The 21,889-nt window shown below is 61.1% G+C and carries 17 protein-coding genes; 5 read left to right on the forward strand and 12 right to left on the reverse strand.

What is annotated here, in order from left to right; all coding sequences use genetic code 11:
• Positions 1–174: 174 nt before the first annotated feature.
• The 11 genes from J3P76_RS17290 to mtnA all read right to left on the reverse strand — a co-directional run bounded on the left by J3P76_RS17290 (position 175) and on the right by mtnA (position 13,865).
• Positions 175–399 carry a lipopolysaccharide assembly protein LapA domain-containing protein gene (locus tag J3P76_RS17290; RefSeq protein WP_420767792.1) on the reverse strand — a complete coding sequence of 75 codons (225 nt, stop codon included), beginning with the start codon at positions 397–399 and terminating at the stop codon, positions 175–177.
• A gap of 25 nt (positions 400–424) precedes the next feature.
• Positions 425–721 carry an integration host factor subunit beta gene (ihfB, locus tag J3P76_RS17295; RefSeq protein WP_420767791.1) on the reverse strand — a complete coding sequence of 99 codons (297 nt, stop codon included), beginning with the start codon at positions 719–721 and terminating at the stop codon, positions 425–427.
• A gap of 145 nt (positions 722–866) precedes the next feature.
• On the reverse strand, positions 867–1,145 hold the full coding sequence (locus tag J3P76_RS17300) for a hypothetical protein (protein ID WP_420767790.1): 279 nt from the start codon (positions 1,143–1,145) through the stop codon (positions 867–869).
• A 201-nt stretch (positions 1,146–1,346) separates the two neighbouring features.
• The gene (gene rpsA, locus J3P76_RS17305; RefSeq protein WP_030141013.1) at positions 1,347–3,038 is read right to left on the reverse strand and encodes a 30S ribosomal protein S1; all 1,692 of its coding nucleotides are present in this window, start codon (positions 3,036–3,038) and stop codon (positions 1,347–1,349) included.
• Positions 3,039–3,158: 120 nt separating this feature from the next.
• A complete protein-coding gene (gene cmk / locus J3P76_RS17310; protein ID WP_030141014.1) occupies positions 3,159–3,848 on the reverse strand; it encodes a (d)CMP kinase in 690 nt (229 codons plus the stop codon).
• Complete coding sequence (locus J3P76_RS17315) at positions 3,845–6,052, reverse strand: bifunctional prephenate dehydrogenase/3-phosphoshikimate 1-carboxyvinyltransferase (RefSeq protein ID WP_434651112.1); 2,208 nt, start codon at positions 6,050–6,052, stop codon at positions 3,845–3,847. The genes cmk and J3P76_RS17315 overlap by 4 nt, the downstream gene beginning before the upstream one ends.
• A 28-nt stretch (positions 6,053–6,080) precedes the next feature.
• A complete protein-coding gene (gene hisC, locus J3P76_RS17320; RefSeq protein ID WP_434701035.1) occupies positions 6,081–7,193 on the reverse strand; it encodes a histidinol-phosphate transaminase in 1,113 nt (370 codons plus the stop codon).
• A gap of 13 nt (positions 7,194–7,206) precedes the next feature.
• Complete coding sequence (gene pheA, locus J3P76_RS17325; protein WP_420767788.1) at positions 7,207–8,301, reverse strand: prephenate dehydratase; 1,095 nt, start codon at positions 8,299–8,301, stop codon at positions 7,207–7,209.
• On the reverse strand, positions 8,301–9,386 hold the full coding sequence (gene serC / locus J3P76_RS17330; protein ID WP_434701036.1) for a 3-phosphoserine/phosphohydroxythreonine transaminase: 1,086 nt from the start codon (positions 9,384–9,386) through the stop codon (positions 8,301–8,303). The genes pheA and serC overlap by 1 nt, the downstream gene beginning before the upstream one ends.
• Positions 9,387–9,703: 317 nt before the next feature.
• Positions 9,704–12,367 (reverse strand): DNA gyrase subunit A, encoded by a 2,664-nt coding sequence (gyrA, locus tag J3P76_RS17335; protein ID WP_434610338.1) that lies wholly within the window; start codon positions 12,365–12,367, stop codon positions 9,704–9,706.
• A gap of 421 nt (positions 12,368–12,788) precedes the next feature.
• Positions 12,789–13,865 (reverse strand): S-methyl-5-thioribose-1-phosphate isomerase, encoded by a 1,077-nt coding sequence (mtnA, locus tag J3P76_RS17340; protein ID WP_434610335.1) that lies wholly within the window; start codon positions 13,863–13,865, stop codon positions 12,789–12,791.
• A gap of 105 nt (positions 13,866–13,970) precedes the next feature.
• On the opposite strand from mtnA, the gene J3P76_RS17345 reads away from it, so the two are divergent.
• From J3P76_RS17345 to J3P76_RS17365, 5 genes are all read left to right on the forward strand, one after another.
• Positions 13,971–15,302, forward strand: coding sequence for a TRZ/ATZ family hydrolase (locus J3P76_RS17345; protein WP_434563058.1), 1,332 nt, complete (start codon positions 13,971–13,973; stop codon positions 15,300–15,302).
• A 60-nt stretch (positions 15,303–15,362) separates the two neighbouring features.
• Positions 15,363–16,061, forward strand: a complete 699-nt coding sequence (ubiG, locus tag J3P76_RS17350) for a bifunctional 2-polyprenyl-6-hydroxyphenol methylase/3-demethylubiquinol 3-O-methyltransferase UbiG (RefSeq protein ID WP_039588851.1) — start codon at positions 15,363–15,365, stop codon at positions 16,059–16,061.
• A 4-nt stretch (positions 16,062–16,065) separates the two neighbouring features.
• Positions 16,066–16,737, forward strand: coding sequence for an N-acetylmuramic acid 6-phosphate phosphatase MupP (gene mupP / locus J3P76_RS17355; RefSeq protein ID WP_420767783.1), 672 nt, complete (start codon positions 16,066–16,068; stop codon positions 16,735–16,737).
• A 199-nt stretch (positions 16,738–16,936) separates the two neighbouring features.
• A complete protein-coding gene (locus J3P76_RS17360; RefSeq protein WP_434610331.1) occupies positions 16,937–17,677 on the forward strand; it encodes a YciK family oxidoreductase in 741 nt (246 codons plus the stop codon).
• Between the two features lie 359 nt (positions 17,678–18,036).
• Positions 18,037–18,963: a GGDEF domain-containing protein gene (locus J3P76_RS17365; RefSeq protein WP_420767781.1), complete on the forward strand. Its 927-nt coding sequence runs from the start codon at positions 18,037–18,039 to the stop codon at positions 18,961–18,963.
• A 2,086-nt stretch (positions 18,964–21,049) separates the two neighbouring features.
• Here J3P76_RS17365 and J3P76_RS17370 read toward each other — a convergent pair.
• On the reverse strand, positions 21,050–21,820 hold the full coding sequence (locus J3P76_RS17370) for a TenA family transcriptional regulator (RefSeq protein ID WP_420767904.1): 771 nt from the start codon (positions 21,818–21,820) through the stop codon (positions 21,050–21,052).
• Positions 21,821–21,889 lie beyond the last annotated feature (69 nt).

Genomic DNA, 21,889 nt, shown 5'->3' on the forward strand with positions numbered 1-21,889 from the left:
CCCTTTTTTTAGCTTTGCGCTTGCAGACACACGGGTCGCATTAAAAGGTAAGGCGGGCAAGTCCCCGACGGACACAGCGGTCTTTTTATTAAACTTAAACAAATGCAACATACCCAAAGTCAGAAATTTGCGGCAGTGATCCTTACTACGAGACTACTGGGCTCACACATCCATTTATTTCAGCCGCCGACCTCTCCCGGCGATCCACGCCAATAGGGGGCCAATCATCATTCCAGAGAGGAGCGCGAGCAACACAAAAACCGAAACAGGAAGTTGCGGTGCCGACCATCCCAGGAACAACAGCGCGACAGGCTGATTGTTTTCAAGCACGAACAGTACGATAGCCGAAGCCACGAGCACCGCAAGTACGACAAGCGCAAGGCGCTTAAAGTTCCGCATGGAGACCTCTTTTTTTGGGGTCGATTCAGACCTCGTCACCCTCTTCCTCGTTCACCCGGTCTCGGAGCTCCTTGCCCGGCTTGAAATGAGGTACGAATTTTCCATCGAGGCTGACAGATTGACCTGTTTTTGGGTTGCGACCCACACGAGGGGCGCGGTAGTGCAGGGAGAAACTGCCGAACCCGCGGATTTCGATACGATCTCCGGTCGCCAGGCATTGGGACATTTGTTCAAGCATAGTCTTGATGGCCAGCTCTACATCCTTGGATGAGAGCAGCCCTTGATGGGTGACAATTCGTTCGATCAACTCCGACTTCGTCATGTTTTTCCCTTCTTTTTCAAGCAGCTAGGAAAATCGCTTCAAAGGTTTTAGCATGCCCGGAGGAATTTGAACAGCCCAACTCTTGACATATCTTCAGCGCCTCCTGATCGCCCCTTTTTGGCGCAGACTGAAAACATTTTCCAGGTTAGCGGCACATGACCAGCATGGTGCGAGTCAGGTAACCCGCCGGATTGAAGCCAAAGGGGTATTGATCCTGGTCTTTTGCATCATCGGATCGAGTGATCACCTTGTAGCCTGCCCCCTTGCACTCCTTGGCTGCGCGCTTATGGCACTTCTCCCAGCCGGAGCCCAGCCCTGAGCAATCGATCTCGATACCGCTGACACCTCGCACGGCGTGGGTCTTGGCGCTCGTGGCGCAGCCTGCCAGCAGCAGAACAACCAACATCAGAAAGAGCTTATTCATTCAGATCCTTCGTTAGAGGGACGCATCCCTGTCCCGAATTTTTCCAGCTGTGTCATAGAAGAGACACCCATGCTGGCCGTTTGGTTTCGCAACGCTTCGAGAGGAACGCCTGGGACAACCCTGCAATGCCTTGGCAAACCAGAAATCGCAGGCACAAAAAAGGGCGACCGAAGTCGCCCTTTTTCTATGGTCTGACAGAACTCAGTTCTGTTTTTCCATCTGTGCACGCAGCAGGTCGCCCAGAGTGGTAGGACCAGCAGCAATGTCAGTAGCTGGCTTGTCGCGCAGGCTCTGGATTGCTTCTTTCTCTTCAGCGTCGTCTTTCGACTTGATGGAGAGCTGGATTACGCGGCTCTTGCGGTCAACGCTGATGATCTTGGCTTCTACTTCTTCGCCTTCCTTCAGGACGTTGCGCGCGTCTTCAACGCGGTCACGGCTGATTTCGGAGGCTTTCAGAGTCGCTTCGATATCGTCGGCCAGGGTGATGATAGCGCCTTTGGCGTCAACTTCTTTCACGATGCCCTTAACGATTGCGCCTTTGTCGTTCTCTTGAACGTACTCGGAGAACGGATCGCTTTCCAGTTGCTTGATACCCAGGGAGATGCGCTCGCGCTCTGGGTCAACCGACAGGATAACGGTGTCCAGCTCGTCGCCCTTCTTGAAACGGCGTACGGCTTCTTCGCCCACTTCGTTCCAGGAGATGTCGGACAGGTGAACCAGGCCGTCGATGCCGCCGTCCAGACCAATGAAGATACCGAAATCGGTGATCGACTTGATGGTGCCGGAGATTTTATCGCCCTTGTTGAACTGGCCAGAGAAGTCTTCCCATGGGTTGGACTTGCACTGCTTGATGCCGAGGGAGATACGACGACGCTCTTCGTCGATGTCCAGAACCATGACTTCCACTTCGTCGCCGACTTGTACGACTTTCGAAGGGTGGATGTTCTTGTTGGTCCAGTCCATTTCGGAAACGTGTACCAGGCCTTCAACGCCTTCTTCCAGCTCAGCGAAGCAGCCGTAGTCGGTGAGGTTGGTAACACGGGCGGTGACGCGGGTACCTTCTGGGTAACGGGCTTTGATAGCGACCCATGGATCTTCACCCAGTTGCTTGAGGCCCAGGGAAACACGATTGCGCTCGCGATCGTACTTCAGAACCTTGACATCGATCTCGTCGCCAACGTTGACGATTTCCGAAGGATGCTTGATACGCTTCCAGGCCATGTCGGTGATGTGCAGCAGGCCATCGACGCCACCCAGATCGACGAATGCGCCGTAATCGGTGAGGTTTTTGACGATACCCTTGACCTGCTGGCCTTCCTGCAGCGATTCCAGCAGAGCTTCACGCTCGGCGGAGTTCTCGGCTTCCAGGACACTGCGACGGGAAACGACAACGTTGTTGCGCTTCTGGTCCAGCTTGATGACCTTGAATTCCAGCTCTTTGCCTTCCAGGTGCGTGGTGTCGCGCACTGGACGAACGTCAACCAGGGAACCTGGCAGGAACGCACGGATGCCGTTAACGTCGACAGTGAAGCCGCCTTTAACCTTACCGTTGATAACGCCCTTGACCACTTCCTCAGCTGCGAAGGCCGCTTCCAGAACGATCCAGCATTCAGCACGCTTGGCTTTTTCACGGGACAGCTTGGTTTCACCGAAGCCATCTTCAACCGAATCCAACGCTACGTGAACTTCGTCACCAACGTTGATATTCAGTTCGCCAGCGTCGTTGTAGAACTGCTCAAGCGGGATCAGCGCTTCAGACTTCAGACCAGCGTGAACGGTTACCCAGCGAGCCTGGTAATCGATATCAACGATAACGCCGGTGATGATGGAGCCTGCCTGAAGGTTCAGGGTTTTCAAGCTTTCTTCAAAGAGTTCCGCAAAGCTTTCGCTCATTTTAATTCCTGTTGATTAGGGCGAAGTAAACGCCCATCTCCACACCCCAGACGATGTGGGTTAGTTTCATATATAAGAAGCACCGCAGGACTATGACTGGTCCCCTGCGGAGCTTCCTGGTCACCCGGCGATATCGCGAAGCGCGATTTCACTCATGATGCGTTGCAACACCTGATCGATGGACAACTCCGTGGAATCCAGCTGTATCGCATCGGCCGCCGGCTTTAGCGGGGCCACTGCGCGCTGGGTATCACGCTCGTCGCGTGCACGGATCTCATCTAGCAGACTCGACAGACTAACATCCTCGCCTTTGCCCTTCAACTGCAAATATCGGCGGCGAGCCCGCTCCTCCGCGCTGGCGGTCAGGAAAATCTTCAGCGGCGCATCGGTGAACACCACCGTGCCCATGTCCCGGCCGTCCGCCACCAGCCCCGGCGGCTCCTGGAAAGCCCGCTGGCGTTGCAGCAACGCTTCGCGCACCGCCGGCAGCGCGGCGACCTGGGAAGCCCCGGCGCCAACGCTTTCGGTGCGGATGACATCACTGACTTCATCACCTTCGAGGATGATCCGCTGCAACTGGCCATCGGTGGCCGCGATGAACTGCACGTCCAGATGGGCGGCAAGGGCCTTGAGCAGCTCTTCGTTGGTCAGATCGACGCCATGGTTGGCCGCGGCGAAGGCCAGCAAGCGATACAGGGCACCGGAATCGAGCAGATTCCAGCCCAGTTGCTTGGCCAGCATGCCGGCGATGGTGCCCTTGCCCGATCCGCTTGGGCCATCGATGGTGATGACCGGTGCCTTGATGTTCACGACTGTGCCTCTTGTGCTACTCGAATACCGACCTGCGCGCACAACGCCAGGAAGTTCGGGAACGACGTGGCGACGTTGGCGCAATCATGGATGCGGATCGGCGCGCTGGCGCGCAGGGACGCAACACTGAAGGCCATGGCGATACGGTGATCACCGTGCCCATGGACCTCGCCGCCACCAATCTGGCCGCCGTCGATGATGATGCCATCCGGCGTCGGCTCACATTTGACGCCGAGCGCGAGCAGGCCGTCCGCCATCACCTGGATGCGGTCCGATTCCTTGACCCGCAGCTCTTCGGCGCCAGTCAGCACAGTGCGGCCTTCCGCGCAGGCAGCCGCCACGAACAGCACCGGGAACTCGTCAATCGCCAGGGGAACCAGCGCTTCCGGAATCTCGATGCCCTTGAGTTTAGCCGCTCGTACGCGCAAGTCCGCAACCGGTTCGCCGCCCACTTCACGCTGGTTCTCCAGGGTGATGTCGGCGCCCATGAGGCGCAGGATGTCGATCACGCCGGTACGGGTCGGGTTGATGCCGACATGCTCCAGCACCAGGTCGGAGCCTTCGGCGATCGAGGCCGCCACCAGGAAGAACGCCGACGAAGAGATATCGCCAGGCACTTCGATGTGGGTCGCGGTCAGTTTGTTGCCGGATTCAACAGACGCCGTGGCGCCGTCGACCGTGACCGGGTAGCCGAAGCCACGCAGCATGCGTTCGGTGTGGTCGCGGGTCGGAGCCGGCTCGGTGACCGTCGTCTTGCCTTCGGCGTAGAGGCCCGCCAGCAGCAGGCAGGATTTCACCTGGGCACTGGCCATCGGCATGGTGTAGGTCAGGCCCTTGAGCTTGTTGCCACCACGAATGGTCATGGGTGGACGGCCCTCGGCAGCGGTCTCGATCACCGCACCCATTTCCCGCAACGGGTTGGCAACACGGTTCATCGGGCGCTTGGACAGCGAGGCATCGCCGGTCAGGGTGCTGTCGAAGTCCTGGGCGGCCAGCAGGCCGGACAACAGGCGCATCGAGGTGCCGGAGTTGCCCAGGTAGATCGGGCCCGGCGCAGGCTTGAGGCCGTGCAGGCCGACACCATGAATCGTCACGCGGCCGTGGTGCGGACCTTCGATGACCACGCCCATGTCGCGAAACGCTTGCAGCGTCGCCAGAGCGTCCTCACCCTCAAGGAAACCTTCCACCTCGGTCACGCCCTCGGCCAGCGAGCCGAGCATGATCGAACGGTGGGAAATCGATTTATCGCCCGGTACACGAATCCGCCCACTGAGGGAGCCACCAGGTTGTGCCAGGAAAATCAGATCGTTGGAGTTCATAGCGTCCACATAGGCCCGACGGGCCAGGATTTTACTGAAATGCTCGCGGGCCACCCTGGCACGTGTGAAAACGCCCAGCAATTGGTGCCCGTCCCCTGCATCGACCGCGTCGCGCAAGGCGTCGAGGTCGCTGCGAAATGTATCGAGTGTGCGTAGGACAGCTTCACGGTTGGCGAGGAAGATGTCATGCCACATGACCGGGTCGCTACCCGCGATTCTCGTGAAATCGCGGAAACCGCCGGCAGCGTAACGGAAGATCTCAAGATTTTCATTGCGTTTGGCCAATGAATCCACCAGACCGAACGCCAGCAGATGCGGCAAATGGCTGGTGGCGGCCAATACTTCGTCGTGTCGCTCGACCTGCATGTGCTCGACATCGGCACCCAACTCGCGCCACAGGCGATCCACCACCGCCAGCGCCGCCGGGTCCGTCTGATCCAACGGCGTCAGGATGACTTTATGACGACGGAACAGCTCGGCATTGGAAGCCTCCACCCCGCTCTGTTCGGAGCCGGCGATCGGGTGACCGGGCACGAAACGCGCCGGCACGCCGCCAAACGCCTCGGTCGCCGCCCGCACAACATTGCCCTTGGCACTGCCGACGTCGGTGAGAATCGCTTGCCCGAGCTCCATGCCGGCCAATCGGGCCAGCAGTTTCTCCATGGCCAGGATCGGCACCGCCAGCTGGATCACATCCGCGCCCTGGCAAGCGACCTGCAAATCGTCTTCACAGCGGTCCACCACGCCCAGCTCTACCGCCAGCTTGCGTGAATGCGGGTCAAGATCGACGCCCACGACTTCCTGGCACAGCCCGCTTTCACGCAGGCCCTTGGCGAACGAACCGCCAATCAACCCCAGGCCGACCACCACCAGGCGACCGATCATAGGGGTCGCAGGTTGCAGCAAGGTGACATCAACCACGAGCCAGGACCTTGCTCAGCGCCTCCAGGAAACGGCTGTTTTCCGCCGGCAGGCCAACGGTGACTCGCAGGTGATTCGGCATGCCGTAGTTGGCCACCGGACGCACGATCACGCCTTCGCGCAGCAAGCCTTGATAGACCGGCGCCGCGACGCGTCCCACGTCCACACAAATGAAGTTGCCCTTGGAAGGAATCCAGCCCAGACCCAACTCACGCAAGCCCACTTCCAATTGCTGCATGCCGGCTTCGTTCAAGCGACGGCTTTGCGCCAGGTAGGCTTCGTCCTGCAATGCGGCGCAAGCGGCAGCCAGGGCGAAGCTGTTGACGTTGAATGGTTGGCGCACGCGGTTCAGCACATCGGCCACCACCGCAGTGGACAAGCCGTAGCCAACCCGAAGCGACGCCAGGCCATAAGCCTTGGAGAAGGTGCGCGACACCAGCAGGTTCGGGTAGGCGGCGAGGAAATCCAACCCATCGGGCAAGTCGCTGCCTTCGGCGTATTCGATGTAGGCCTCGTCCAGCACCACCAGCACATGCTCGGGCACGTCTTGCAGGAAATCGTCCAAGGCCTGGGCGTCGAACCAGGTGCCGGTCGGGTTGTTCGGGTTGGCGATGAAGACTACGCGGGTATTGGCGTCGATGGCGGCGAGCATGGCGGGCAGGTCGTGCCCCCAAGCCTTGGCTGGAACGACACGGGCATCGGCACCGACGGCCTGAGTGGCAATCGGGTAGACCGCGAACGCATGTTCACTGAACACGGCATTGAGGCCCGGCGCCAGGTACGCACGGGCGACCAGCTCGAGAATGTCGTTGGAGCCGTTACCCAGGGTCACCTGGTTCAGCTCGACGCCGCAGCGCTCGGCCAGCAGGCTTTTCAAGGCGAAGCCGTTGCCATCGGGGTAGCGCGTCAGCTCGGCCAGTTCGTCGCGAATTGCCGCGAGTGCCTTGGGGCTCGCGCCCAGCGGATTTTCGTTGCTCGCCAACTTGACGATGCTGGCCGGGTCAAGATCCAGCTCGCGGGCCAGTTCGTCCACAGGCTTGCCTGGAACGTAGGGCGAAAGTTGTTGAACGCCTGGCTGGGCCAGGGCGAGGAAGTTGCCACTCATTTGCTATCCGCCCTTAAAGAACTGCCTTGGGGTAGGAACCCAGCACCTTGAGTGCCACTGCTTCCTGACTGATTTTCTCAAGCACACCTTTCACCAGCGGATCGCGGTGGTGGCCGACGAAATCGATGAAGAACACGTAGGTCCATTTACCACTGCGCGAAGGGCGAGTCTCGATCCGCGTCAGATCGATGCCGTTGTCATGGAACGGCACCAACAGCTCATGAAGTGCCCCCGGCTTGTTGCTCATGGAGACAATGATCGAGGTCTTGTCGTCGCCGGTCGGCGGAACTTCCTGGTTACCGATCATCAGGAACCGGGTGGAGTTGTCCGGACGGTCCTCGATTTTCTCGGCCAGGCGCGTCAGCTCGTAAAGGCCTGCCGCCATGTCGCCGGCGATCGCCGCCGAGTTCCACTCACCCTTGACCCGCTTGGCCGCCTCGGCATTGCTCGATACCGCCACGCGCTCGACGTTCGGGTAATGGGCGTCCAGCCACTTGCGGCACTGGGCCAGGGACTGTGCGTGGGAGTAGATCCGGCTGATGCTGTCGGTCTTGGTGTTCTCACCCACCAGCAGGTGATGGTGAATGCGCAGCTCGACTTCGCCGCAGATCACCATGTCGTGCTCGAGGAAGCTGTCCAGCGTGTGGTTGACCGCACCTTCGGTGGAGTTCTCCACCGGCACCACGCCGAAATTCACGGCACCGGCCGCCACTTCGCGGAAGACTTCGTCGATGGCCGCCATCGGCTTGCTGATCACGGCGTGACCGAAATGCTTCATGGCCGCTGCCTGGGTGAAGGTGCCCTCCGGGCCCAGGTAAGCGACTTTCAGCGGCTGTTCGAGAGCCAGGCACGAGGACATGATTTCGCGGAACAAGCGCGCCATCTCTTCGTTGCCCAACGGCCCCTTGTTGCGCTCCATGACACGCTTGAGCACTTGGGCTTCGCGCTCCGGCCGGTAGAACACCGGCACTTCGCCTTCGGCCAGGGACGCCATTTTTACCCGGGCAACTTCCTGGGCACAGCGTGCGCGCTCGCTGATCAACTCCAGGACTTTCTCATCCAGGGCATCGATGCGCAGGCGCAGCGCCTTGAGTTCTTGCTCAGACATCAGCCGTGTTCCTTCTCGAACTCCGCCATGTAGGCAATCAGCGCGTTGACTGCGTTGATGTCCACGGCGTTGTAGATGGAGGCGCGCATGCCGCCGACCGAGCGGTGGCCCTTGAGGTTCAGCAGGCCGCGCTCGTCGGCGCCGGCCAGGAACGGCTTGTCGAGACAATCATCCGCCAGGCGGAACGGCACGTTCATCCAGGAGCGATCAGACTTGTTGATCGGGTTGCTGTAGAGGCCGCTGGCATCGATGAAATCATACAGCGTGCGCTGCTTCACTTCGTTGAGCTTGCCGATAGCCTCGACACCGCCCTGCTCTTTCAGCCACTCGAACACCAGGCCTGACAGGTACCAGGCCAGGGTCGGCGGGGTGTTGTACATCGAGCCGTTGTCCGCCGCGACCTTGTAGTTGAGCATGGTCGGGCACAGAGAGCGGGCGCGACCGAGCAGGTCTTCGCGGATGATCGCGACCAGAATGCCGCTCGGGCCGATGTTCTTCTGGGCGCCGGCGTAAATCATGCCGAAACGGGAGATGTCCACTGGACGCGAAAGGATGTCCGAGGACATGTCGGCCACCAGCGGCACGTCACCGGTTTCCGGGACCCAGTTGAATTCCAGGCCACCAATGGTTTCGTTCGGCGCGTAGTGGACGTACGCCGCGTCCTTGGACAGCTTCCACTCGTTCTGGCCGGGTATCGCGAAATAGTCGTAGGGCTTGGCGGTGGCCGCCACGTTGACGTGACCGTAGCGCGACGCTTCTTCGATGGCCTTCTGCGACCAAATACCGGTGTCGATGTAGTCAGCCGAGCCGTTTTCCGGCAGCAGGTTCAGCGCAATCTGGGCGAACTGCTGGCTGGCGCCGCCCTGCAGAAACAGCACTTTATAGTTGGACGGGATGTTCAGCAGATCACGCAGGTCCTGCTCGGCCTTGGTGGCGATGGACACGAATTCATCGCTGCGATGGCTCATCTCCATGACCGACAGGCCCTTGCCATGCCAGTCGAGAAGTTCGCCCTGGGCACGCTTCAGGACCGCTTCGGGAAGCGCCGCCGGGCCGGCACAGAAGTTATAGGCTCTCTTGCTCACATCCAATCTCGCTCTGATCTGGTGGTCACATAAATCTTTTGGTCCGCACACCGCCCTACAGGGCTACCGCTTAATCAAGACATGGATGAATCCGTGGCGAGGGGGCTTGCTCCCGCTTGAGTGCGAAGCGCTCACAAAAAAGAGGGGCCGCTGCGCACTGGAACGCCAGCCGGCCCAGCGGGAGCAAGCTCCCTCGCCACAATGAATCAAACAAGCCTCAAGAGAGGGCAGTCCCCAAGGGATTGCGCAGTGTCGCAAATTTTCAAACGGAACAAACAACAAGGGGGCGAATTTTCATCCGCCCCCTGCGTGCCCGCTTAGTCCTGCGGCTCTTCTTCGTCTGCGGCAGCATCGAGCGGTTGGTCGCCGACGGTGTCGTCGACATCGGCACCGAGGGCGCCATCGAACCCCACGCCGTCCTCGCCTTCCAGCTCTTCGCCTTCGACTTCCGAAGGCTCCTGGACGCGCTCAAGGCCGACCAGTTTTTCGTCTTTGGCCAGCTTGATCAGCGTCACGCCCTGGGTGTTACGACCCAGGCTGGAGACTTCGTCGACCCGCGTACGCACCAACGTGCCTTGGTCGGAAATCAGCATGATCTCCTCGCCGTCGAGCACCTGGACCGCGCCAACCAGGCGACCGTTACGCTCGTTGCTGACCATGGCGATCACGCCCTGGCCGCCACGCTTGTACTCGGGGAACTCGCTGATGGCGGTACGCTTGCCGTAGCCACGCTCGGATGCGGTGAGGATCTGGCTGCCTTCTTCGGGGATCAGCATGGAAATCAGCTTTTGCCCTTCCGGCAGACGCATGCCGCGCACACCACGGGCGGTACGGCCCATGGCGCGGACATCGGATTCCTTGAAGCGCGTGACCTTGCCGCCGTCGGAGAACAGCATGACTTCGCGTTCGCCGTCGGTGATGGCGGCGGAAATCAGCACGTCGCCCTCGTCCAGCTCCAGGGCGATCAGGCCGACGCTGCGCTGGCGGCTGAAGGATTCCAGCGGGGTCTTCTTCACGGTGCCGTTGGCGGTTGCCATGAAGATGTAGTGACCTTCGGTGTATTCCTCCACCGGCAGCATGGTGGTGATGTATTCACCGTCGTCCAGCGGCAACAGGTTGACCAGCGGACGACCACGGGCAGCGCGGGATGCTTCGGGAATTTCGTAGGTCTTGAGCCAGTACACCTTGCCCTTGCTGGAGAACAGCAGCAACGTGGTGTGGCTGTTGGCGACCAGCAGGTGTGCGATGTAGTCCTCGTCCTTGACGCCGGTAGCAGATTTGCCTTTGCCGCCACGACGTTGGGCCTGGTAGGCGGCCAACGGTTGGGTCTTGGCATAGCCTCCGTGGGAAATGGTCACCACGCGCTCTTCTTCCGGGATCATGTCCCCCAGGGTCAGGTCCAGGCGCGCATCGAGGATTTCGGTGCGGCGCACGTCGCCGTATTCGGCGCGGATCACTTCCAGTTCTTCGCGGATCACTTCCATCAGGCGCGTGGCGCTGTTGAGGATGCGGATCAGCTCGCCGATCTGGTTGAGGATTTCCTGGTATTCGGCCAGCAGCTTCTCGTGCTCCAGACCGGTCAGGCGGTGCAGGCGCAGTTCCAGGATGGCTTGCGCCTGCTCCGGGGACAGGAAGTACTTGCCTTCGCGCAGGCCGTATTGCGGATCTAGGTTTTCCGGACGGCACGAATCGGCACCGGCGCGTTCGACCATCGCCACTACCGCACTGGATTCCCAAGGGGTGCTGACCAACGCTTCCTTGGCTTCCGACGGCGTCGGCGAGGCCTTGATCAAGGCGATCACCGGGTCGATGTTCGACAGGGCAACGGCCTGGCCTTCGAGGATATGGCCGCGCTCGCGCGCCTTGCGCAGCTCGAACACGGTACGGCGGGTAACCACTTCGCGACGGTGACGGACGAAGGCTTCCAGCAGGTCCTTGAGGTTCAGGATCCGCGGACGGCCGTCGATCAACGCGACGATGTTGATGCCGAACACGCTTTGCAGCTGGGTCTGGGCGTAGAGGTTGTTGAGGATCACCTCGGGCACTTCGCCACGACGCAGCTCGATCACGACGCGCATGCCGTCCTTGTCGGACTCGTCACGCAGTTCGGTGATGCCTTCGAGTTTCTTCTCTTTCACCAGCTCGGCGATCTTCTCGATCAGGCGAGCCTTGTTCAGTTGGTACGGCAGCTCGGTGATGACGATCTGCTGGCGACCGCCGACCTTGTCGATGTCCTCGACGGTGGAGCGGGCGCGCATGTAGATGCGGCCACGACCGGTGCGATAGGCCTCGATGATGCCGGCGCGACCGTTGATGATCGCGGCGGTCGGGAAATCCGGGCCGGGGATGTACTGCATCAGCTCATCGACGGACAGTTCCGGGTTGTCGATGAGGGCCAGGCAACCGTCGATGACTTCGCCGAGGTTGTGCGGCGGGATGTTGGTCGCCATGCCCACGGCGATACCGCTGGAGCCGTTGACGAGCAGGTTCGGGATACGGGTCGGCATGACCGCCGGGATCATCTCGGTGCCGTCGTAGTTCGGCACCCAGTCCACGGTTTCCTTGTGCAGGTCGGCCAGCAGCTCGTGGGCCAGCTTGGTCATGCGCACTTCGGTGTATCGCATGGCCGCGGCGTTGTCGCCGTCCACCGAACCGAAGTTGCCCTGGCCATCCACCAGCAGGTAGCGCAGGGAGAACGGTTGCGCCATCCGCACGATGGTATCGTACACGGCAGTGTCGCCGTGGGGGTGATACTTACCGATCACGTCGCCGACGACACGGGCGGATTTCTTGTACGGCTTGTTGAAGTCGTTGCCCAGCTCGCTCATCGCGAACAGCACGCGCCGGTGCACGGGCTTCAAGCCATCGCGCGCATCCGGCAGCGCCCGCCCGACGATCACGCTCATTGCGTAGTCGAGGTAGGACTGTTTCAGCTCGTCTTCGATATTGACCGGGAGGATTTCTTTGGCCAGTTCGCCCATGAGAAGCCTGATTCCTTTTTCTGGTGAAACCTCGTCACGTCCAGATGGGACGAACGAAGCTCGCCGCTGCAGGACAAATGCCGAGCAGCGACTTACGACAAATCAACGAGTTATGCCATGGATCTGCGCAGTAAAGGCCACCTCGCGAGGCAGCCTTGGAAACCGCCGGATGTTATCACAAGAGCCGCCACGCACCTATCCCCCAGATGCGCATGGTGCGTAGTTAGTTGACCGATGACAGGCTGAAAAGGGACGAGAGAAGCTCAGAGGCGCTGGGAATGGCGATTGGTGGCCGGATTTGGCTGTTTTTTCAGGCTTTGCCGGCCCCATCGCGAGCAGGCTCGCTCCCACAGGGCAACGTACGCCGTCCAATGTGGGAGCGAGCCTGCTCGCGATGGGGCCAGCTCAGGTGCCGAAGCCCTTAGTGCAACCGCTTGCGACACATCAGTTGGGCCATCTTCGCCGCATCTGGCCGCTCAACAATGCCTTTCTCCGTCACGATAGCGTCGATCAGGTCTGCCGGGGTCACGTCGAAAACCGGATTGAAGGCGTCGGCATCGGCCCCGACCCGCTTGCCGCCAACTTCCAGCAATTCGCGGCCGTCACGCTCTTCGATGGGAATGTCTTCACCGCTGGCCAGGTTCATGTCGATGGTCGAGCTCGGCGCCACCACCATGAAGCGCACACCGTGGTGCATGGCGCAGACTGCCAACTGATAGGTGCCGATCTTGTTCGCCACGTCGCCATTGGCGGTGATGCGGTCGGCGCCGACGATCACCCAGGTCACACCTTTGGTCTTCATGATGTGGGCGGCAGCGGAGTCGGCGTTGAGGGTCACCGGAATGCCTTCGTTCGCCAGTTCCCACGCGGTCAACCGCGAACCCTGAAGCCATGGGCGGGTTTCGTCGGCGTAGACCCGCTCGACCATGCCTTCAAGGAATGCACCGCGAATCACCCCGAGCGCGGTACCGAAGCCGCCGGTGGCAAGGGCGCCGGTGTTGCAGTGGGTCAGGATGGCCTGGGCGTTGCCCTGATGCTTGCGAATCAGGTCGACGCCGAGCTGGGCCATGGTCAGGTTGGCCTCCCGATCGCTTTCGTGGATCGCCATGGCTTCGGCCTCCAGGGCCGCCAGTGGATCGGCATGCTCTTTGAGGCGCGCCAAGCGGTCGCGCATGCGGTCAAGCGCCCAGAACAGATTGACCGCCGTCGGCCGGGAATCGGCCAGCAAGGCGAAATCCGCTTCCAGCGCATCTTGCCAGTCACCGCCCTCGGCCAACCGCGCCCGCGCCGCCAGCACCACGCCATAGGCGGCACTGATGCCGATGGCCGGCGCGCCGCGCACTACCATCGAACGGATGGCCTCGGCCACGCCGGCCGCACTGGTGTAGCCGATCCAGTTCTCCTCGAACGGTAAAACACGCTGATCGAGCAGATAAAGAGCGCCATCACGCCAATCGATGGCCTTCACCTTCTCCGCAGCCAACAGTCGATTGCGCATCCTTCACCCCGCACTCAGAAACAAAAGCCGCCGATTATAGCGATCCCTCCGCGAAGACGCTCGGGTATACTTCGCCTCCTTTATAACTCATGGAACCGTTCCACGATGCCCAAGCCTGCCGTTGCGCTCGACTTATTATTGCTGCCGACCTGGTTGGTGCCTGTCGAACCCGCCGGTGTCGTGCTCAAGGATCATGGCCTGGGCATTCGCGACGGTTGCATCGTGTTCATCGGGCCACGGGCCGAAGCCATGAGGTGCGACGCCGCTGAAGTCCGCGAATTGCCCGGCATGCTGCTCAGCCCAGGCCTGGTCAACGCCCACGGTCACGCGGCGATGACGCTGTTCCGCGGCCTGGCCGATGACCTGCCGCTGATGACCTGGCTCGAACAGCACATCTGGCCCGCCGAGGGCAAATGGGTCGATGAGGATTTCGTCCGCGACGGCACCGACCTGGCGATCGCCGAGCAGATCCAGGGCGGCATCACCTGCTTTTCGGACATGTACTTCTACCCCAAGGTCGCCAGCGACCGCGTCCATAACAGCGGCATCCGCGCGCAAATAGCCATTCCCATTCTCGACTTTCCGATCCCCGGCGCCGCCAACGCCGACGACGCCATTCGTCAGGGCATCGAATTATTCGGCGACCTCAAGCACCACCCGAGGATCAAAGTCGCATTCGGCCCGCATGCGCCATACACCGTGGGCGACGACAACCTGGAGAAGATCCGGGTGATCGCCGAAGAACTGGACGCGGCCATCCACATGCATGTTCACGAAACCGCCTTCGAAGTGCAGCAGGCTGTGGATAATACCGGCGAGCGGCCGATGGCCCGACTGGCGCGGCTTGGCCTGTTGGGGCCACGCTTCCAGGCGGTGCACATGACCCAGGTCAGCGACGAGGACCAGGCCCTGCTGGTAGAACACAACTGCAGCGTGATCCATTGTCCGGAGTCCAATCTGAAGCTGGCCAGCGGCTTCTGCCCGGTGGAGCGCCTGTGGCAGGCTGGCGTCAACGTCGCGGTCGGCACCGACGGTGCGGCGAGCAACAATGACCTGGACCTGCTGGGCGAAACCCGCACCGCCGCCCTGCTGGCGAAGGCCGTTGCGGGCTCGGCCACCGCCCTGGACGCCCACCGTGCGCTGCGCATGGCCACGCTCAACGGCGCCCGGGCTTTGGGCATCGAAGCGACGGTCGGTTCACTGGAAGTCGGCAAGGCCGCCGACCTGGTGGCCTTCGACCTGTCCGGGCTGGCGCAACAACCGGTCTACGACCCGGTTTCGCAGTTGATCTACGCCACGGGCCGGCATTGCGTCAAACACCTGTGGGTGGCCGGAAAACAATTGCTGGAGGAAGGTCGCCTGACTCGCATGGACGAGTCGCAACTGACTGCCACGGCCCAGGCCTGGGGCCGGCGGGTGAGCGGCCAGGACGAATAGCACGCCCTTTGAGCCAAGGCTCGGGGTCACTGATTTTTCAAGTTTTTCGAGGATCTTCACATGAGCAACGTCGACCACGCCGAAATCGCCAAGTTCGAAGCCCTGGCCCATCGCTGGTGGGACCGCGAGAGCGAATTCAAACCGCTGCACGACATCAACCCGCTGCGGGTCAACTGGATCGACGAGCGCGTCAGCCTCGCGGGCAAGAAAGTCCTCGACGTCGGTTGTGGCGGCGGCATCCTCAGCGAAGCCATGGCCCTGCGTGGCGCCACTGTCATGGGCATCGACATGGGCGAGGCGCCGCTGGCGGTTGCGCAATTGCATCAGCTTGAATCCGGCGTCAGCGTGGAATATCGGCAGATCACCGCCGAAGCCCTGGCCGAGGAAATGCCCGGCCAGTTCGACGTGGTCACCTGCCTGGAGATGCTCGAGCACGTGCCGGACCCTTCGTCGGTCATCCGCGCCTGCTTCCAGATGGTCAAGCCCGGCGGCCAGGTGTTCTTCTCCACGATCAACCGCAACCCGAAGGCCTACCTGTTCGCCATCATCGGCGCCGAATACATCATGAAGCTGCTGCCGCGTGGCACCCACGACTTCAAGAAATTCATCCGTCCTTCCGAGCTCGGCGCCTGGAGCCGCATGGCCGGGTTGACCGTCAAGGACATCATCGGCCTGACCTACAACCCGCTGACCAAGCACTACAAGCTGGCCGCCGACGTTGACGTCAACTACATGATCCAGACCCTGCGCGAGGAATAAGTCGATGCGTCTCAAAGCGGTTCTCTTCGACATGGACGGCACGCTGCTCGACACCGCGCCCGACTTCATCGCCATCTGCCAGGCCATGCGCGCCGACCGTGGCTTGCCGCCGATGAACACCCAGCACATCCGCGACGAAATTTCCGGCGGTGCCCGGGCGATGGTCGCGGCGACGTTCTCGATGGACCCCGAATCGCCGGGCTTCGAAGAACTGCGCCAGGAATTCCTCGACCGTTACCTCAAAGGGTGCGCGGTTCACAGTCACCTGTTCGACGGCATGGCCGAAGTGCTGGCCGACATCGAGGCGGCCAACCTTATCTGGGGCGTGGTCACCAACAAACCGGTACGTTTTGCCGAGCCGATCATGCAGCAGCTGGGCCTGGCCGAGCGCTCGAAAGTGTTGATCTGCCCCGACCATGTGAAAAACAGCAAGCCGGATCCCGAACCGTTGACCCTGGCCTGCAAGATGCTCGACCTGGACCCGGCCAGCGTGCTGTTCGTGGGGGATGACCTACGCGATATCGAGTCGGGCCGCGGCGCTGGCACCAAGACCTGTGCGGTCACTTATGGCTATATCCATCCAGACGACAATCCCAAGCACTGGGGCGCGGATGTGGTGATCGACCATCCCCTGGCCCTGCGTGAAGTGCTGGATAACGCGTTGTGCAGTTGCTGATCTGAGGCCCGCTCTTGTGGCGAGGGAGCTTGCTGTGGCGAGGGGATTTATCCCCGCTGGGGTGCGCAGCGTCCCCAAAAATATAACTGCCACCGCAGTACATCAAACCGAACCCAGAGGGGCGGTGCGACGTTTCGATAAATCCCCTCGCCACAACTGCGCACCACTGACGCATTGTTTTGTTTCGTGAGGTTTCTTTATGTTTGATTACTCCGCCCGCCCCGACCTGCTCGAAGGCCGCATCATTCTCGTCACCGGCGCCGGCCGCGGGATCGGCGCCGCTGCCGCCAAGGCTTATGCCGCCCATGGCGCCACCGTGCTGTTGCTGGGCAAGACCGAGGCCAACCTGACCCAGGTCTATGACGAAATCGAAGCGGCCGGCCATCCGCAACCAGCGGTGATTCCCTTCAACCTCGAAACTGCCCTGCCCCATCAATACGATGAGCTGGCCGCCATGATCGAGGCCGAGTTCGGTCACCTCGACGGGCTGCTGCACAACGCCTCGATCATTGGTCCGCGCACGCCGCTGGAGCAGCTTTCCGGCGAGAATTTCATGCGCGTGATGCAAGTGAACGTCAACGCCATGTTCATGCTCACCAGCACGTTGTTGCCGCTGCTCAAATTGTCCAGGGATGCCTCCGTGGTGTTCACTTCCAGCAGCGTCGGACGCAAAGGCCGGGCGTATTGGGGCGCTTATGGCGTGTCCAAGTTCGCCACCGAGGGGCTGATGCAAACTCTCGCTGACGAAGTCGACACCGTAGCGCCAGTGCGTTCCAACAGCATCAATCCCGGCGCCACCCGCACCAGCATGCGGGCCCAGGCCTACCCGGGAGAAAATCCGCTCAACAATCCGACACCCGAAGAAATCATGCCGGTCTACCTGTACCTCATGGGACCTGACAGCCAGGGCGTCAATGGCCAGGCGCTCAACGCGCAGTGACAGCCATCCGCGTCGCGGCGGTTTACCGTCGCGACGCACCCTTCCTCGATGCGCCACCCAACCGAAACGCCAAGCCGTTGCCGCCGCTTGCTCGCATTACGACCACCGTCAGTCATCAACGCCTTGATTCAATAGTGGTTTTTATCAAGGTGAACTGAATGGCACGAGTTTCGCTCTAACCCTTTTAAACACGCCGTGTCCGGCGAGTAGCGAACATTGCGAAGGGTTTATGCCTGCCAGATAAAGCGGACTAAACTCAACTCAGTGTCCTTCGGGACTGATGGATCAGTACGACGCGTAGCCTAGGGCCACCTCACCCCCGCCGGTCAGGATCGATAAAGTTCAGGGGCTCACGCCATATGAAAACGCCCACACAGACCAACGCGATCGACTTTGATAGCGCCAAGTTGCAGCGCCTGGGCCTGGCCCAGCCGTCTCCACTCGTGGCGCGGCCCGTCAGCCTGTCCCAGCTGCGCCAACAACTTGGTCAACAGTTGCAGACCAGCCTGGAACCGCAACGGATCCTTGGCTTGTTCTTCCGCGAAGTGCAACGGCTGGTGCCCTTGGACGCGCTGGCGTATCAGCACAAGCCCAGCGACCTGCGTATGGAATTCGGCCAACGCGGACACCACAACCTCAGCTACAACCTCAGCCATGAGGGCGAACATCTGGGTGAGCTGGTGTTCCGCCGCAATCAGCGCTTTACCGAGTCGGAACAGAGCGATCTGGAATCGACACTGTCTTCGCTGTTTTTTCCGCTGCGCAACGCCTTGCTCTACCGCGCCGCCACCCAAAGCGCCCTACGCGATCCGCTGACCGGCACCGGCAACCGCATCGCGATGGACCAGACGCTGGAACGTGAGATCGACATGGCCCGGCGCCACATGCAGCCACTGTCGCTGTTGATGCTGGACATCGATCATTTCAAGCGGATCAACGACACCCATGGGCATGGTGTCGGCGATGAAGTGCTCAGGGCCGTCGCTGACTCGATCAAAAGCCATCTGCGCAATGTCGACATGGTGTTCCGGTTTGGCGGGGAAGAGTTCCTGATCCTGCTGGCCAACACCAGCCGGGATGCCGCGGCCATGGTCGGCGAACGGCTGCGTTATGCCGCCCAGACCCAGGATTATTTCGCCGGCGGGACAAGGATTGAACTGACCGTCAGCCTCGGCTGCGCGACATTGCTGCCGGGCGAGTCGGCCGAAAGCCTCTTGCGCCGAGCCGACAGTGCGCTGTATGTAGCAAAGCGCGAGGGCAGAAACCGGTTGACGATGGCGGGCTGAAGCCCCAACTGCTTGACGCCGACACACCGCCATCGCGAGCAGGCTCGCTCCCACAGGGGATTGGCGGTGTACATAAGATCCTCACTCACCACAAAGCCACTGTGGGAGCGAGCCTGCTCGCGAAGGGGCCGGGTCTGCCAACGCAAGGTTAACTGCCAGACCGCCATCGCGAGCAAGGTCGCTCCCACAGGGGATTGGCGGTGTACATCAGATTTTCGATCCCCACAAAACCATTGTGGGAGCGAGCCTGCTCGCGAAGGGGCCGGGCCTGCCAACGCAAGGTTAACTGCCAGACCGTCATCGCGAGCAGGCTCGCTCCCACAAGGGATTGGCGGTGTACATCAGATTTTTGATCCCCACAAAACCTCTGTGGGAGCGAGCCTGCTCGCGAAGGGGCCTGGCCTGCCAACGCAAGGTTAACTCCCAGACCGCCATCGCGAGCAGGCTCGCTCCCACAAGGGATTGGCGGTGTACATAAGATCTTCACTCACCACAAAACCACTGTGGGAGCGAGCCTGCTCGCGAAGGGGCCGGGTCTGCCAACACAAGGTCAACAGCCAGCCCGCCATCGCGAGCAAGCTCGCTCCCACAGGGGATTGGCGGTGTACATCAGATTTTCGATCCCCACAAAGCCACTGTGGGAGCGAGCCTGCTCGCGAAGGGGCCGGGCCTGCCAACACAAGGTCAACAGCCAGCCCGCCATCGCGAGCAGGCTCGCTCCCACAGGGGATTGGCGGTGTACATAAGATCTTCACTCACCACAAAGCCACTGTGGGAGCGAGCCTGCTCGCGAAGGGACCGGGCCTGCCAACGCAAGGTTAACTGCCAGACCGCTATCGCGAGCAAGCTCGCTCCCACAAGGGATTGGCGGTGTACATAAGATCTTCACTCACCACAAAGCCACTGTGGGAGCGAGCCTGCTCGCGAAGGGGCCGGGCCTGCCAACACAAGGTCAACAGCCAGCCCGCCATCGCGAGCAAGCTCGCTCCCACAAGGGATTGGCGGTGTACATAAGATCTTCACTCACCACAAAACCACTGTGGGAGCGAGCCTGCTCGCGAAGGGGCCGGGTCTGCCAACTCAGGTTAACTGCCAGACCGCCATCGCGAGCAGGCTCGCTCCCACAAGGGATTGGCGGTGTACATAAGATCTTCACTCACCACAAAACCACTGTGGCAGCGAGCCTGCTCGCGAAGGGGCCGGGCCTGCCAACGCAAGATTAACTGCCAGACCGCCATCGCGAGCAGGCTCGCTCCCACAAGGGATTGGCGGTGTAGATAAGATCTTCACTCACCACAAAACCACTGTGGGAGCGAGCCTGCTCGCGAAGGGGCCGGGCCTGCCAACGCAAGGTTAACGGCCAGCCCGCCATCGCGAGCAAGCTCGCTCCCACAAGGGATTGGCGGTGTACATCAGATTTTCGATCCCCACAAAACCACTGTGGCAGCGAGCCTGCTCGCGAAGGGGCCGGGCCTGCCAACGCAAGGTTAACTGCCAGACCGTCATCGCGAGCAGGCTCGCTCCCACAGGGGATTGGCGGTGTACATCAGATTTTCGATCCCCACAAAACCACTGTGGGAGCGAGCTTGCTCGCGAAGGGGCCGGGCCTGCCAACGCAAGGTTAACTGCCAGACCGCCATCGCGAGCAGGCTCGCTCCCACAAGGGATTGGCGGTGTACATAAGATCTTCACTCACCACAAAGCCACTGTGGGAGCGAGCCTGCTCGCGAAGGGGCCGGGCCTGCCAACGCAAGGTTAACTGCCAGCCCGCCATCGCGAGCAAGGTCGCTCCCACAGGGGATTGGCGGTGCACATCAGATTTTCGATCCCCACAAAACCACTGTGGGAGCGAGCCTGCTCGCGAAGGGGCCGGGTCTGCCAACGCAAGATTAACTGCCAGACCGCCATCGCGAGCAAGGTCGCTCCCACAGGGGATTGGCGGTGTACATCAGATTTTCGATCCCCACAAAACCATTGTGGGAGCGAGCTTGCTCGCGAAGGGGCCGGAACATTCAACACAAGGTTGACGGTTCAGACCGCTTTCGCGAGCAAGCCCGCTCCCACAGGTGGGTCAAGCTATCGGGTATCAGCTACCCGCCAACGCCAGGCGCTCGCGGCTGGGCGGGGTCTTCTCGGCTACGCCCGATTGCTCCAGCTGCATGCATCGTTCCAGGAACAGATACATGTAGTCGTAGCTCTTGCAAACGGCCTGCCGCAGCTCCACCTGCAGCGCCTTGCTCGGGTTCATGCCCGCCAGTGTGCAGATGATTTCCAGCGCTTCCCAAGGGTGGGCATCGTCATACTGGGCATGCATCTTCAGCCATTTCATGGCCCGCTTGCGGTCTTCCTCGGCGAAGGCCGATGCGTAGACGCCATTGGAGCAGACCAGCGCCGACCATTCCCCGGTCGCGCCCTCGATGGCGTAGTTGGTCGCCGCGATCGCCACGATCAGCGAGTCCGCCGAGCTGGTGTGCCAGCACCAATGGCTCAGTGCGTGCAGCTCGGGCGGCACCTGCTGTGCCTGGAGATCCTCGAGCGTCACACCATGGGCGGCGCTCCAGTTCACCCAGTAGTCGGCGTGATTGAGTTCGACACGAATGTTGCGCATCAGCCAGCGACGCGCCATGTCCTCGCCAGGGTGGCGGGCAAAGCGGGTCTTGGTGAGATTCTGTGCCATGTATAAAGCGAACTGTTCAACGACCGGCCAACCACCAATGAGGTAGTGGCGCATGGTCTTGGCGCTGAGCTTGTTGTCACGCATGCGTTGATACAGCTCGTGTTCGACAACCCGGCGCTTGCTCTCGCTGCAATCTGTAATGAGCTGCTGTGCCCATTTCGGATAGCTACTAGCGTCCATGAGCGGGCCTGTTCGGTTGAATGTGTCGATCACTGTCGGGCTCCTTTTGATTGTGATTTTTTGCGGACC

The sequence above is a fragment of the Pseudomonas sp. D1-36 genome (assembly GCF_051132205.1).
In the GTDB taxonomy this organism is placed as follows: domain Bacteria; phylum Pseudomonadota; class Gammaproteobacteria; order Pseudomonadales; family Pseudomonadaceae; genus Aquipseudomonas.

Bases quoted from the DNA above. Each gene is read 5' to 3' on its own strand.
- J3P76_RS17290 (WP_420767792.1), bottom strand. From the start codon at position 399: ATGCGGAACTTTAAGCGCCTTGCGCTTGTCGTACTTGCGGTGCTCGTG.
- ihfB (WP_420767791.1), bottom strand. From the start codon at position 721: ATGACGAAGTCGGAGTTGATCGAACGAATTGTCACCCATCAAGGGCTG.
- J3P76_RS17300 (WP_420767790.1), bottom strand. From the start codon at position 1,145: ATGAATAAGCTCTTTCTGATGTTGGTTGTTCTGCTGCTGGCAGGCTGC.
- rpsA (WP_030141013.1), bottom strand. From the start codon at position 3,038: ATGAGCGAAAGCTTTGCGGAACTCTTTGAAGAAAGCTTGAAAACCCTG.
- J3P76_RS17315 (WP_434651112.1), bottom strand. From the start codon at position 6,052: ATGATCGGTCGCCTGGTGGTGGTCGGCCTGGGGTTGATTGGCGGTTCG.
- hisC (WP_434701035.1), bottom strand. From the start codon at position 7,193: ATGAGTGGCAACTTCCTCGCCCTGGCCCAGCCAGGCGTTCAACAACTT.
- pheA (WP_420767788.1), bottom strand. From the start codon at position 8,301: ATGTCTGAGCAAGAACTCAAGGCGCTGCGCCTGCGCATCGATGCCCTG.
- gyrA (WP_434610338.1), bottom strand. From the start codon at position 12,367: ATGGGCGAACTGGCCAAAGAAATCCTCCCGGTCAATATCGAAGACGAG.
- mtnA (WP_434610335.1), bottom strand. From the start codon at position 13,865: ATGCGCAATCGACTGTTGGCTGCGGAGAAGGTGAAGGCCATCGATTGG.
- J3P76_RS17345 (WP_434563058.1), top strand. From the start codon at position 13,971: ATGCCCAAGCCTGCCGTTGCGCTCGACTTATTATTGCTGCCGACCTGG.
- ubiG (WP_039588851.1), top strand. From the start codon at position 15,363: ATGAGCAACGTCGACCACGCCGAAATCGCCAAGTTCGAAGCCCTGGCC.
- mupP (WP_420767783.1), top strand. From the start codon at position 16,066: ATGCGTCTCAAAGCGGTTCTCTTCGACATGGACGGCACGCTGCTCGAC.
- J3P76_RS17360 (WP_434610331.1), top strand. From the start codon at position 16,937: ATGTTTGATTACTCCGCCCGCCCCGACCTGCTCGAAGGCCGCATCATT.
- J3P76_RS17365 (WP_420767781.1), top strand. From the start codon at position 18,037: ATGAAAACGCCCACACAGACCAACGCGATCGACTTTGATAGCGCCAAG.
- J3P76_RS17370 (WP_420767904.1), bottom strand. From the start codon at position 21,820: ATGGACGCTAGTAGCTATCCGAAATGGGCACAGCAGCTCATTACAGAT.